At 68.8% G+C, this 13,006-nt stretch carries 12 protein-coding genes; 3 read left to right on the top strand and 9 right to left on the bottom strand.

The features are described 5' to 3' along the window. Nucleotides 1-25: 25 nt before the first annotated feature. The 6 genes from AACX88_RS10420 to AACX88_RS10395 form a co-directional block, all read right to left on the bottom strand. Nucleotides 26-961 (bottom strand): SDR family NAD(P)-dependent oxidoreductase, encoded by a 936-nt coding sequence (locus tag AACX88_RS10420; protein WP_339392945.1) that lies wholly within the window; start codon nucleotides 959-961, stop codon nucleotides 26-28. A 112-nt stretch (nucleotides 962-1,073) separates the two neighbouring features. Next, nucleotides 1,074-2,117 (bottom strand): CdaR family protein, encoded by a 1,044-nt coding sequence (locus tag AACX88_RS10415; protein WP_339392944.1) that lies wholly within the window; start codon nucleotides 2,115-2,117, stop codon nucleotides 1,074-1,076. A gap of 94 nt (nucleotides 2,118-2,211) precedes the next feature. Continuing rightward, nucleotides 2,212-3,186, bottom strand: a complete 975-nt coding sequence (locus tag AACX88_RS10410; RefSeq protein WP_339392943.1) for an alpha/beta hydrolase — start codon at nucleotides 3,184-3,186, stop codon at nucleotides 2,212-2,214. Between the two features lie 176 nt (nucleotides 3,187-3,362). Then, nucleotides 3,363-4,868 (bottom strand): acetyl-CoA hydrolase/transferase family protein, encoded by a 1,506-nt coding sequence (locus AACX88_RS10405; RefSeq protein ID WP_339392942.1) that lies wholly within the window; start codon nucleotides 4,866-4,868, stop codon nucleotides 3,363-3,365. Nucleotides 4,869-4,930: 62 nt separating this feature from the next. After that, complete coding sequence (locus AACX88_RS10400) at nucleotides 4,931-6,271, bottom strand: amidohydrolase (protein WP_339392941.1); 1,341 nt, start codon at nucleotides 6,269-6,271, stop codon at nucleotides 4,931-4,933. Nucleotides 6,272-6,296: 25 nt separating this feature from the next. Continuing rightward, complete coding sequence (locus AACX88_RS10395; RefSeq protein WP_339392940.1) at nucleotides 6,297-6,986, bottom strand: FadR/GntR family transcriptional regulator; 690 nt, start codon at nucleotides 6,984-6,986, stop codon at nucleotides 6,297-6,299. A 202-nt stretch (nucleotides 6,987-7,188) separates the two neighbouring features. On the opposite strand from AACX88_RS10395, the gene AACX88_RS10390 reads away from it, so the two are divergent. Together AACX88_RS10390 and AACX88_RS10385 are read left to right on the top strand one after the other, a co-directional pair. Beyond that, a complete protein-coding gene (locus AACX88_RS10390; protein ID WP_339392939.1) occupies nucleotides 7,189-9,033 on the top strand; it encodes an FAD-dependent oxidoreductase in 1,845 nt (614 codons plus the stop codon). 34 nt (nucleotides 9,034-9,067) lie between these two features. Beyond that, complete coding sequence (locus tag AACX88_RS10385; protein ID WP_339392938.1) at nucleotides 9,068-9,904, top strand: DUF998 domain-containing protein; 837 nt, start codon at nucleotides 9,068-9,070, stop codon at nucleotides 9,902-9,904. 16 nt (nucleotides 9,905-9,920) lie between these two features. On the opposite strand, the gene AACX88_RS10380 is transcribed toward AACX88_RS10385, so the two are convergent. Both AACX88_RS10380 and AACX88_RS10375 read right to left on the bottom strand, forming a co-directional pair. Continuing rightward, the gene (locus AACX88_RS10380) at nucleotides 9,921-10,067 is read right to left on the bottom strand and encodes a GPGG-motif small membrane protein (RefSeq protein ID WP_339392937.1); all 147 of its coding nucleotides are present in this window, start codon (nucleotides 10,065-10,067) and stop codon (nucleotides 9,921-9,923) included. Nucleotides 10,068-10,100: 33 nt separating this feature from the next. Further along, a complete protein-coding gene (locus AACX88_RS10375) occupies nucleotides 10,101-11,117 on the bottom strand; it encodes a hypothetical protein (protein ID WP_339392936.1) in 1,017 nt (338 codons plus the stop codon). A 212-nt stretch (nucleotides 11,118-11,329) separates the two neighbouring features. Here AACX88_RS10375 and AACX88_RS10370 point away from each other — a divergent pair, with 212 nt between their 5' ends. Then, entirely contained in the window at nucleotides 11,330-12,226 is an 897-nt protein-coding gene (locus AACX88_RS10370) for a macrolide 2'-phosphotransferase (protein WP_339392935.1), read from the top strand. Between the two features lie 6 nt (nucleotides 12,227-12,232). Here the strand turns inward: AACX88_RS10370 and AACX88_RS10365 are convergent, their stop codons facing one another. After that, entirely contained in the window at nucleotides 12,233-12,976 is a 744-nt protein-coding gene (locus AACX88_RS10365) for a DUF429 domain-containing protein (RefSeq protein WP_339392934.1), read from the bottom strand. Nucleotides 12,977-13,006: the final 30 nt, after the last annotated feature.

The following is a 13,006-nucleotide window of genomic DNA, read 5'->3' as shown; positions in this document are numbered from 1 at the left end:
ATGAGCCACGCACGGACCTGCGCCTTCAGGTCGACACCGGCTTCTCTCCCTGGACCAGCAACGCGGCGGTCGGATCGGACCCGTGACGACCGTCGAAGTCCACGAACGCCGATTCGATCTCAGCGTTCACGCCGCGCACGATCGGCAGAAAGTCCTTGTGCGTGACGATGAGGAACTGACCCGCGGCCATCGCTTCGACGACCTGCTGGCCCACAGCGTCCGGATCGGCTCCCTGAGACAGCATTCGCATGTTTCCCTCGACGGCGGCGCGGTCGGCTTCGATGCCGAGCATCTCCTCCTGCACCACAGCAGCGGACTCGACGATCCGCGTTGCCACGGTACCCGGACACAGCACCGAGACACCGATGGCACTTCCCGCCAGATCTGCACGCAGAGCCCGGGAGAATCCGACGCTTGCGAACTTGGACGACGCATAGGCGGCGACGTCGGGGATGGGAACGAGGCCGGCCATCGACGCCGTGTTGAGGATGTGCGCTCGTCCACCGTGCTCCCGAAACCGGGGAAGGAAAGTGGCGACGCCGAGGAACTGCGCATCGATGTTGATGGCATGCACCCACTTCCACACTTCGTATGTCGTCTTCTCCGCAGAACCGCCACCGTTGACCCCGGCGTTGCTGCACAGGATCGTCACCGGCCCGAGTTCTGCTTCGGCCGCATCGGCGGCCGCCTCCCACGCCCCGGGGTCGCTGACGTCGAACCGGACCGTCGCGACGACCCCTCCCTCGTCACGCAGGGCCTCGGCGGCTGCGTCCAGACGAGACTGGTCGATATCGGCGAGGGCGACGCGCGCACCCGCCCTGACCAGTGCTCGGGAGATCCCCAGGCCGATCCCCGAGGCGGCGCCCGTGACGAAGGCGACCTCTCCGCGCGGCCATTCGGGTGCATTCGCTCCCTGACCGGTGTGTGCCGGTGATTCGGACTGTGCTTGGATTTCGGGCATGACTGACTCCGTTCTCTCTTCATCGGTTGTGCCCCCATGCGGCGATTGCCGCCGAGGCGGTGGTTCGTGAGGTAGTGGTTCTTAGGGTGGTGGTTCTGAGGTGGGCCGGCGCTCAGTCGCCGAGGCGGCGGAGGAACTCCGCGGCCGTGTACCGCATCCGCCCGATCGTCGTGCGCGGATCGTAGCCGAGCCGCGCCGTCAGGGTCTCGTGCCGTGCCTGCAGGGTCGAATGGTGCATCGCGAGCTTCGCGGCCGCCGAGCGGATGCTCTCCGAGTCGACGAGCGTCCGCAGGATCTCCGCGGTCAGGTCGTCGAGTTCGCTCAGCGCCGCGACATCGGGGTGGGGCACCGCCGGGTCATAGGCGCGGGCGAGGATGAGCATCCCGCCGAGGTCCGTGGCGTCGAGGATCGTCTCGGGACCGTCGCCGAGGAGGCGGTGGGCGACGAGGGCCGCCTCCCACGATTCCGGGGCGCAGTCCGCCCGCACCCATGTGCCGATGCCGGTCCGGGAGCGTGAGCCCGAGGTCGAGAGTTCTCCTGAGTCCGACTGATCCCGGTTGAGCGCACCGCCCGCGCCCCCACCGCCGCCACCGGCACCCTTCCGCCGGACCTCGAGGCTCGTGTGGAGGATCCCCGAGGGTGTCGGCGTCGGCGCCGTCCACGTCCATCCGGGTCCGGGGTCCTCGTCGCTGACGATGACCCGGACGGAGTCGGTGGGATCGATGCCGATGCGCACGAGCGCTGTCATCCGCTCGGGGACGGTGCGCTGCGCGTCGACGATCACCTCGACCTCACGGGTCGAGCCCTGCCGGGACTCGAACGCCTCGATGGCCAGCGCCAGTCTCTCGGTGATCATGGCATCGCTCGAATGCGGCGCACCCGCACGGTCGAGCCAGACCTCGCCGAGCCGGAATTCGACGACGGATCCCCGGGACGCATCGTCCACCTCGGCGAGACGACGACCATCGGGATCGTAGGCCGTCGTCGTCCCCCGGATCGTCGCCGCCGCTACCGTGCCGGAGAGGGCGGCAGCCGCGCGCAGCAGCCCGCCGAGCCCCACGCCACGGGCGGTCAGGGCGTCGAAGTACCCGACGACCTTGAGCGATTCCCGCGCTTCCGGGTCGAGTGCGGTGAGCTTTCCGAGGAGATCTCGCATGGTCGCTTCCCTTGTCGGTTACCCCATGTTAGGGCGCGGGTGCGGCGAACTCAACGGCCCAGCGCTCACCCGCGCACCCAACGGCCCGACGACCTCAGCGGTCCCCGATGATCCTGGCGACCCACGAGTTGCGGGCGGCGATCGAGGCTCGGCTCACGGCGGCGTGCGGGGCCATCATGTCGAAGCCGTGGAAGCCGCCTGCCCACACATGCAGCTCCGCGTCGACGCCTGCCTCCCACAGCTTCGTCGCATACGCGACGTCCTCGTCGCGGAAGACCTCGGCGTTGCCGCAGTCGATGTAGGTCGGCGGCAGGCCCGACAGCTCCGTGGCCCGGGCGGGCGCCGCATAGATCGAAACGTCCTCGGTGCCCACCCGATCGCCGAGCAGGCTCGACCAGCCGAAGCGGTTGCTGTCCCGCGACCACGTCGTGTTGTCCGTGAACTGGGTCGAGGACACCGTCGAATCACGGTCATCGATCATCGGGCACACGAGGAGCTGTCCGATGAGGTTCGGCCCCTTCCGGTCCCGGGCCACCAGCGCGGTGCCGGCGGAGACTCCGCCGCCGGCGCTCGCTCCGGCGATGAGGATCGACCCGGGATCGACGCCGAGCTCCTCGGCGTGCTCGGCCATCCACGCAAGCCCCGCATAGGAGTCTTCGACGGGATACGGATCGGGGAACTCGGGGGCGAGACGGTAGTCGACGGTGAGGACGACGGCGTCGTACTCGACGATCCACGGCAGGCACATGTCGACGCCGAGGAGCCGGTGGCCGGTGATCATCCCACCGCCGTGGACGTGGTAGATCCCCGGGCCCGCCCCGGTGTGGTCGGCGCGCCGGAAGACCGTCGCCTTCGCCTCGGCGCCGTCATAGACGGGAATGGTGAGATCCGTGCGCACGATGCCCATGGACTCGAGCGTCTCCGGTTCGATCGCCGGCAGCGGACTCGCGGTCTCCTCCCGCAGCGCTGTGACGGTGCCCATGTCGATCGTCGCCGAGGGCATGCTCTCGAGCAGCACCTCGAGGGCCGCGCCGAGCTCGGGGTCGTGGGGTTGCCGGGTGATGGTCATGTCTCCTCCTTGGGGAGTTCGCGGTGGGGAGTTGCGTCTCCATCGTCTCCCCGCCGAGGCGGCTCCCGGAACCGCCGAATGCGGCGGATTCCCCCGGCCGGGTCCGCCGTTCGCGCGGGTGCGCGGTTCGGAAGCCGGCCGTGCCCACGTTCGGCGAACCGACCCCACCGCCGCACTCACATGTGCCCGGTCGCCTGGAACCTCTCGTGCCACGACAGCGCTTCGCTGAGCAGGTGCGGAGTGTGCCGTCCATGCGGGTTCGCAGCGATCGCCCGCTCGAGGTAGTCGGTCAGCCGCTCCCGGTAGTCGGGGTGAGCACAGTTGTCGATGATCGCCCGCGCCCTCGCCACCGGGGAGAGTCCGCGCAGGTCCGCGAGACCCTGTTCGGTGACGATGACCTGCGTGTCGTGCTCGGTGTGGTCGATGTGGCTGGCGAAGGGCACGATCGAGGAGATCGCCCCGCCCTTGGCCAGGGAGTTCGAGACGAAGAAGTTGAGATAGGCGTTGCGGGCGAAGTCCCCCGACCCGCCGATGCCGTTGATGATCGACGAACCCATGACATGGGTGGAGTTGACGTTGCCGTAGATGTCGGCCTCGACCATCCCGTTGATCGCGACGACGCCGAGGCGGCGCACCGCCTCGGGATGGTTCGACATCTCCTGCGTGCGCAGCAGGATCCGGCCCTTGTACGACTCGATGTTCGCGTTGAAGTCCGCCGCCCTCTCCGCCGAGAGCGAGAACGCCGTCGCCGAGACGGAGGCGAGCTTGCCCGAGTCGATGAGGTCGAGCATGCCGTCCTGGATCACCTCGGTGTAGGCACGCATGCCTTCGAACTCGCTGCCCGCGAGGTCAGCCATGACGGCGTTGGCGACATTGCCGACCCCCGACTGCAGCGGCAGGAGGTTCGCCGGCAGCCGGTCGGCGCGGATCTCATGGCGGAGGAAGTCGACGAGGTGCGCGGCGATCGCCTTCGAGTCCTCATCGACGGGTTTGAACGGCAGGTTCCGATCCGGCTGGTCGGTCTCGACGACGGCGACGACCTTCTCCGGGTCGACGCGCAGGTACGGGTCGCCGATGCGCTGCATCGGCTCGAGCAGCTGGATCGGCAGCCGCTCGGGCGGGCGCCGGGTGCCGTAGTAGACGTCGTGGAAGCCTTCGTAGGCGCGCGGATGCCACGCGTTGACCTCGAGGATGACCTTGTCGGCGAGGTCGAGCCACGTCTTCGAGTTCCCGACCGAGCTGCCGGGCACGAGGAGACCGTTGGGCAGGATCGCGGCGACCTCGACGACGGCGACGTCGAGGCTGCCGTAGAAGCCGAACCACGCCTGCTGGGCGGAATGGCTGAGGTGGGTGTCGATGTACTCCGTCGATCCGTCGTTGATCGACCTGCGCATCCGCGGATCGGACTGGAACGGCAGCCGCTTGCTCACCGCCCCCGCCTCGGCGAGGATCCCATCGAGCTCGGGTGCCGTCGAGGCTCCCGTCCACAGCTCGATCGCGAAGTCGCGACCGGCCGCGTGCTCGGTCTCGGCACGGGCGGCGAGCGCACCGGGCACGGCCTTGGGGTAGCCGGAGCCGGTGAACCCGCTCATGGCGACCCGGTCGCCGGCGGAGATGTGGGCGGCCGCCTCGGCGGCGGTGGTGACCCTGGGGATGAGGGTGGGGCAGGAGATCCTCGACATGCTCCGAGTCTATCGACCGGGCCCGGCCCCGCTCCCGCTCAGGGCCACCTCACAGGGGACCGTCATCGTCTCTCGAGGCCCGCGAGGAACTCTGCGGCCCCGAGGGCGATCCGGGTCTCGGCGGCGGCCCCGAGGGCGAGCATGTCCTCGTCGACGTCGAAGCGTTCGGTGTGGTGGCCCCACGAGGTGTCCATGCCGATCTGGACGTACGTGGCCAGTCCCCCGCGCTCGATGACGCGGTTCATCATCGCCGTCGCATCCTCGGAGCCGCCGAGGCCGCCCGAGACCCCGATCTCGGTGACGCCCTCGACACCGGCGAAGCACTCCCCGATGAAGGGCTGGAGCTGCGGTGACGGTGTGGCCTGGTCGGCGCGACCGACGACGGTGACCTCGTGGTCGACGCCGTACATGCGGGCGGCGCCGGCGACGGCGTCCATCGCTCGGGCGACCATGTACTCATCGATCGCGCTCGTCTCCCCGCGGGTCTCGACCTTGATCACGGCCGCACGGGGGACGACGTTGCGGCCCTCCCCGGCGCTGAGCACTCCGACGTTGACCCGGCTCGCGCCCTCGGAATGCCGGGGAATCGCGTGGAGTGCCAGGCTCGCCGAGGCGGCCGCGAGCAGGGCATTGCGTCCCTTCTCGGGGTCCCCGCCCGCGTGGGCGCCGACTCCGGAGAAGGCGACGTCGAACTTCGTCGACGCGAGGTAGCCGTCGGCGCCGGTGAGGATGCTGCCCCGGTCGTCATCGGACTTCAGGTGGGTCGCGACGAAGACGTCGACGTCGTCGAACCACCCGGCCGCGACGATCGAATGCGCGCCCCGCACCCCCTCCTCGGCGGGTTGGAAGATGATCTTCACCGTGCCCGTGAGCGAGTCCCGCAGGTCCGCGAGCACGGTCGCCAGGCCGAGCCCCATCGCGGCATGCCCGTCGTGTCCGCACCCGTGCATCGCCCCGTCGTTGACCGAGGCGAACCCCTCGGCGAACGGCCGGTGGCTCGCATCCCGGAGTTCGACGAGGTCGTTGGCGTCGATGTCGAAGCGGAAGCACACGACGGGACCGGGGCGTCCGGTCTCGAGGATGCCGAGCACACCGGTGAAGCCCTCCCCCATCGCCTCGACGAGTCCGGGATCGGCGCCCTGCTCGATCGCGCGGGCCCGCGCATGAGAGAGAACCTCGACAGCCGGCACGCCGAGGCGGGCGCCGGCGTCGTGGAGTTCGGGTCCCATGACCGTCGACCAGCCGAGCCGCTTGAGTTCCGTGACGATCGCCGCGGTGGTCCGGAACTCCGTCCAGGCTGTCTCCGCATGCCGGTGGAAGTCACGACGCCAGGCAACCAGCCGTGCCCTGAGGTCCGCAGGTATCGTCTCCGTGGTGATCCTCGGGGCCGACGGTTCTGTCATGGGCGGTGTCCTCGTTTCAGTGGTCTCAGTTCCCCGCGTGTGCGCGCATGAGGGCGTCGGTGCGCTCGTGGTCGTGGGATTCGATGGCTTCGACGATGTCGACGTGCAGCTGCAGGCGTTCGGCGATGAACTCGTCGAGCGGCGTCTCCTCGACGGGCAGGACGTTGAGGGTGTGGTCGTCGATGATCGCCATGAGATTGAGGTAGATCGAGCGCAGCAGCTGGTTCGGGGTGATCTCGGCGATGCGGCGGTGCAGCGCCCAGTTCGCCTCGAGGAAGCGCTTGGCATCGTTGACCTCGACCGCGGTGCGCATCTCGTCGACGCACGCCCACATGTCGCGGACGTCGTTGAGCGAACCGTGGTCGACGGCGTCGGAGGCGAGCAGCGGTTCGAGCGAATCGCGCACCCGCATCGCGTCCTCGACCGTCGTCGAATCCGCGTCGAGGGCGAGCAGCGAGTTGCCCAGCCTGGCCATGGGTGTGGGTTCGGCGGCGAAGAGTCCCCCGCCCGGGCCCGGCCGCAGCGTGATGACCCCGCGGTGCTGGAGCAGTCGCAGGGCCTCGTTGAAGGTGCCCTTCGAGACGCCGCATTCGACCTGCAGCGCCCCTTTCGTGCCCAGCCGCTGCCCCGGCTCGAGGCTGCTCGCCCGCTCGGACACGAGGGCCACAGCCCGGTCCACCGGCGAGGCCGACAGGGTCTTGGTCTCCGTCGTCATGTCCTCACTCCCCTCCCTTCGGCAGCGTCTGCCACGAGGTTACCCGACGTGCTTGACATCACGCTGCTCCACCATGCACTCTTGAAGCCGTTAATTGAATATGATCAATTATACCGAATTGGCGGACGCGTGTCCCGCACGATCTCCCGCATCCGCCGAGGCGGTCGCCTCATCCGCATTCTCGTCCGAAGGAGAACGAGCAATGACTCCCTCCCCGATCCGCACCGATGTCCTCATCGTCGGCGCCGGCCCGACCGGGCTGACGCTCTCAGCGATCCTCGCCCGCGACGGCATCGACGCGATCACCATCACCCGATACCCCACGACAGCGCATTCGCCGCGGGCCCACATCACCAACCAGCGCACGATGGAGGTCTTCCGGGACCTCGGCTGCGAGGACGCCGTCATCGCCGCGGCCACACCCAACGAGTACATGCGCAACAACGTCTGGGCGACGAGCTTCGCCGGTCAGGAGATCGCCCGGCTCGAGACCTGGGGCACCGGCACCGCCCGGTCCGGTGACTACGAGGTCGCCAGCCCGAGTGCGATGTGCAACATCTCCCAGCACATCCTCGAACCCGTCATCGCCGAGGCGGCCCTCGGCTTCGGTGCCGACCTGCGCTTCTCGACGGAGCTCGTCTCGGCCCACGAGACCTCTGACGGGGTCGAGGCGACCGTCCGCAACCGGGAGACCGGCGAGGAGTCGACCATCCTCGCCCGCTACATCGTCGGCGCCGACGGCGGTCGGTCCACGGTCGCCGAGGAGTTCGGCTTCACCTTCACCGGGGAGTCCGGTCTCGGGGCGGCACTGAACATCTGGCTCGATGCCGACCTCACGAAGTATTGCGACTACCGGCCGGGCACGCTCTACTGGATGGCGCAGCCGGGCAACGACTACTGGGTGGGCTCGGGCACGTGGATCAGCGTCAAGCCGTTCACCGACTGGGTGCTGCTGTGCATGTACGACCCGGCCGAGGGCGAACCCGACACGAGCGAGGAGGCGCTCATCGCGCTCGCGCAGTCGACGATCGGCGACCCCTCGGTCGAGGTGACCATCAAACAGGTCTCGAAGTGGCAGATCAACCACGTCATCGCCGACGAGTACCGTAAGGGCCGGGCGTTCCTCGCCGGCGACGCCGCCCACCGACACCCGCCGGCCAACGGGCTGGGCACGAACACCTCGATCCAGGATGCCTACAACCTCGGGTGGAAGCTCTCGGCGGTGCTCCGCGGAGACGCGGACGAGGCTCTGCTCGAGACCTACAGTCAGGAGCGGCAGCCCGTCGGCAAGCGGGTCGTCGATCGGGCGATGAAGAGCGTGGTCGACATGGGCCCGATCTCCCAGGCGCTCGGTTTCGCTCCCGGGCAGAGCGCCGAGGAGGGGTGGGCGAGCCTCAACGGGCTCTTCGACGACCCGGCCAGGCGCCGTAAGCTCATCGCCGCGGTCGAGCTGCAGAACTACCAGTTCAACGCCCACGGCATGGAGCTCGGTCAGCAGTACGCCTCCGACGGCATCGTCCCGGCCGACTCTGCTGTCCCGGCTGACACTGCGGCAGACGACGCAGACTCCGCGGTTCACGCGGATCCGACGGCCGCCTCGGCGGGAGACATCGACGTCGATCTCGACTTCGTGCCCTCGACCCGGCCGGGTGTCCCACTCCCGCATGCGTGGGTCGATCACGATCGGCGGCGGCTGTCGACGCTCGACCTCGTCGGCACGGGCGGATGGACGCTCATCACCGGCCATGACGACTCCGGTTGGGTCGAGGCCGCCGAGGCGGTCTCGGCGGAACTGGGACTGCCCTTGCGCACGGCGCAGGTGAGCATGGGCGGGGACTACAACGACGTCCTCCATCGGTGGGCGGAGATCAGCGATGTCGCGGACTCCGGTGCCCTCCTCGTCCGGCCCGACCGGATCATCGCGTGGAACTGCCCGGTGCGCCCCGCCGATCCGACCGCAGCCCTGCGGGAGGCGCTGGCGACAGCGACCGGGCGGGGCGCCGAATCAGCGAGGCGCAGCGAACCGGTCGCAGCAGCCGAAGCCTGAGGACTACCATGGTCGGCATGAGGGAAGGTTCCTTGTGCCAACCGTAGGGTCGGACCCGTCGAAGCGGGCCTCGGTGCGGGCAGCGTCGGCGGCCACGGTGCGGGCCTCTGTACGGGCAGCCTCGGCGGCCTCGGTCACGGCCGGGGTGTGCTGGCTTGCCGCGGGCGTGGCCTACCTCCTCGCCGAGGCGGTGACAGCCTCGGCGTTCCCCGGGTATTCGTACGCGCTGAACTACATCAGCGACCTCGGGATTCCCGATGTCGAGGTCCTCGCCGGGCGACCGATCGACTCCCCGCTCCACGGGGTGATGACGGCGGGGTTCGTCCTCCACGGTGTGCTCTTCGCGCTCGGGGCGATCATCCTCGGTCTCAGCGCACGGTGGCCGCTGCGCCGGACGTTCGTCGCCCTTGCCGTCATCCATGCGTGCGGGATGGGACTCATCGCGTTCGTGCCCGGCGGGCAGGCGAGCATCGCGGCGGGACTGGGGTGGGTCCACCTCCTCGGCGCGGGATTGGCGCTCTTCGGCGGACAGGGAGCAGCCGTCGTCGCCGGCATCGCCCTGCTGCGCGGGCAGGGGCGGGCCCCGGCACGCGGTGGGGCTCAGTTGCCCGGGCACAGGTCGATCCGCCTCGGCGTGGTGGGCATCGTCCTCGGCGTGATCGGGTTCCTCGGCATCGTCATGCTTGAGATCGACGTGCGCGCGGTGCCCGGGACGATCCTGCCCGACGGCGTGTGGGAGAGGATCGGCTTCTACGCGGTCATCGCGTGGGATGTGGTCACGGGCGCCGCGCTCCTGAAGGGTGCGGCGCGCTCGAGGGGCTCGGCGCCGACAGCACGACGCCCCGATCCGAGGGGAATCGGGGCGCCGTGAGGGGTGGTCCGGCAGGCTAGGCGAAGATGCTCACGCCGCCGGGGCCGACGAGGAGGCCGACGACGATGAGGATGACGCCCCACAGGATCTGCTTGCGGAAGAGGGCGAAGATTCCTGAGATGACGAGGATCGCGGCGATGATCCAGAGGATTGTGGCGAGCATGACGGTGTCCTTTCGTTGATGTGTTCGCGGGGGCTAGTGCCGCGGCGCGTTCGGGTTGCGTCGGTCAGGGTCGGGCTGGTTGGGGTCAGGCTGGTTCGGGTCTGGCCGGTTCGGGTCTGGCCACGTTGGATCGGGTTGGTTCGGGTCGTAGGGACCGGGACCGGCACCCTGGGGATCGCCCGGAGCCCGGTCGAACCGTCCGGTTTCAGTCACTCGCGAATCGTTGCCGCCGACCTCGCGGTCGGTGCGTGCCTCGCGGGGGTCGTAGCCGTCGACGTCGTTGACGAAGCCGTCGTCGCTCTCGCGGACCCGCGGGTCACGCCCGTCGACGTCGTTGACGAAGCGATCGGAGCGGTCCCCGGTGGGGTCGTAGGGGTTGCGCCCGCCGAGGCTGTCGTCACGGACATCTGCGTCACGGTCGTACTGCGCCGCACCACCGGCGTCACGGTCGAACCGGTCGCGACCGTCGGTGCCGGCGCCGTCTGCCGTGCGGTCGTACGTACTGGCGTCGTCGCGGTCGTACCTGTCGGCACTGTCGCGGTCGACAGCGGATGCAGCGCCGGCACCGACACCTCGGTTGTCGCGATCCCAGCTGCCGTCTCGGTTCTCGCGACTGTCGTCGCTTCTCTCGCGCCGGTTCCCGTTCTCATCGACATCGGGATCGAGTTCATCGGCTCGGCGGAGGTTGTTCTCCTGCTCCGTGCGGGCTTTCTGCGCCGACTGCTCGAGATGACTGGCCGAGGCATCGAACTGCTCAGCGCGCGCGGCGGCCTCCTGGGCTTCGGCTTCCCGCTGGCGCGCCTCGGCGGCCTTGGCCTCGGCCTCCGCGTAGGCCTGGTCGGCGCGCGAACGGGCGGTGCCGGCTTCGGCCTCGTAGGCTTCGGTCCGCGGCCCGGATGCGGCGACCTCCTCGCGGATCTCGGCGGCCTGCTGCCGCTGGGCTTCGCGCTTCTTCGCGGCGGCCTTCTTGGCCACGACGGCGATGACGATGATCGCGATGATGACAAGGACGACTGCGACGACGATCCAGAGGATCGTGGATCCATTCATGGGTCCGCTTCCTTTCAGCCTGGTCGATCCGCTTTGATCGATTCGACCACTTCAACAGCGTTGTCTCATCGTTGCACGACAGACGTATACCGGCAAGGGCATTTGAGAATGCGTCTTGCCGGATGACACGATTTCGTCACAGGTTCGTCACAGGGGTGCGGCATCCCGCCTGTCTGCTGTACTTCACGGTGCAGGTCGGGGACAGTGGTGGGATGCACCCCACCGACACCATCCCCATCAGCGAACTGGCCGCCACCCACGGCCTCGATATCGATCCGACGACGATCGTCGTCACCGAGCTCGGCCTCGACTTCCGCGTCGCGATCGCCGACGCCGAAGACGGTCGGTCCTGGGTGATGCGCATTCCGCGTCGCCCCGATGTCACCGAACGCGCCGTCGTCGAAGGGCGTCTGCTCTCGCGCATCGCCCCGCATCTCAGCGTCTCCGTGCCCGACTGGCAGATCCAGACCGACGCGCTCGTCGCCTATCCTCTCCTGCCGGGTTCGCCTGGTCTGACGATCGATGACGACGGGCAGCCGGAGTGGCACTTCGACGTCGAGTCAGCCGTGTATGCGCGGTCGCTCGGCGATGTGCTCGCCGAACTCCATGGGCTCGACCCGACCATCGTCGCCGATACGGGCATTCCCATGGAGTCCCCTGACGAGGTGAGGGCCCGCAAGCGGGAGGAGATCGGCCTCGTCGCCGCAGAGTTCGACGTGGCGCCCGACCTGCTCGACCGGTGGAGCGTGTGGCTCGGCGACGACCGTTACTGGCCATCATGGACGACGGTGACCCATGGGGAGATCTACCCGGCTCATCAGCTCATGGACGGACCGGTGATCCTCGGACTCCTCGACTGGACCACCGCCTCGGTGGGTGATCCGGCCCGCGACTTCGCCTTCCACCAGGCCAGCGTGTCGCCGGAGACCTTCGACGCGACCGTGAGGCAGTACGTCGACCGCGGCGGGAGGGTCTGGTCGATGCTCGCCGAGCACTGCGCCCACCTGTTCTCGACGGCCGCAGTCGAGCTGGGACTCTACGCGCTGGAGACGGGCGATGAAGGTCATGTCGCTGCGGCGAAGGAGCAGCTCGAGCCGCACAGGGGCTGAGGGCGCTCAGCGCTCGTCCGAGCAGCCGTTGTTCTGCTGCGGAAGCCAGATCCACCCCTCACGGGAGACGACGTCGCGCATCGCCTCCGGGGGTGGGTCTGCCTGACGGTCTGCCACCAGTCGAGCCATGAGCGCCGAAACTACCGCGTCGAGGGTATTGTCGTCGTCGATGCACAGGTTCCGGTGCCCGTTCCAATCGAGATCCGGGAACAGGTATGAGAGCCGGTCGATGATCTCAACGCGCTGGCCACTCTGCTCTCTGCGTTTGTATCCGCGGCTCGGCAGCCCCCAACAGCTCAGTGCCGCCGCCGGATACACTTCGCAGATCCTGCCCGAGCCGTCTCGCGGGACATCGATCCCCTCGGCACGCAGGCGTGCCTCGATACCGGCCCAGCGGAGGGCCGGATAAGCGATCCGATCCGTCGACACGCTCAGCGGTACACGTCCGGTGCGCTGATGGACGATGACGTCGGTCGTCCGCATTGCCATGGTCCGGCGCCAATCGGAGCCGGTCGATGGCGGAGGAGCGAGAGCGTGCGCAGCGTGATCGGCCAACAGCGCGACGAACGCGTCCGGCCACCCCAACGGAACATCGATCCCGCTCATGTCCGAACCCATGATGATTGCCGCAATGTCGGCGTCTTCGGCACCGACGACGAGCATCTCGACGACCGTCGGCGTGCCGTTGCTGATCTGCGCGACTCCGGTGCGGCGAGGATCCGCCGCCAGATCGATGCCTCCGAAGACCATGGCATCAGACTAGCAATCCGGCTGTGCCGT

The sequence above is a fragment of the Brevibacterium metallidurans genome, from assembly GCF_037101285.1.
Taxonomy (GTDB): Bacteria; Actinomycetota; Actinomycetes; order Actinomycetales; family Brevibacteriaceae; genus Brevibacterium; species Brevibacterium metallidurans.
Note: the sequence above shows the minus strand (reverse complement) of the source record. Positions and strands in the feature narration are given on the sequence as shown.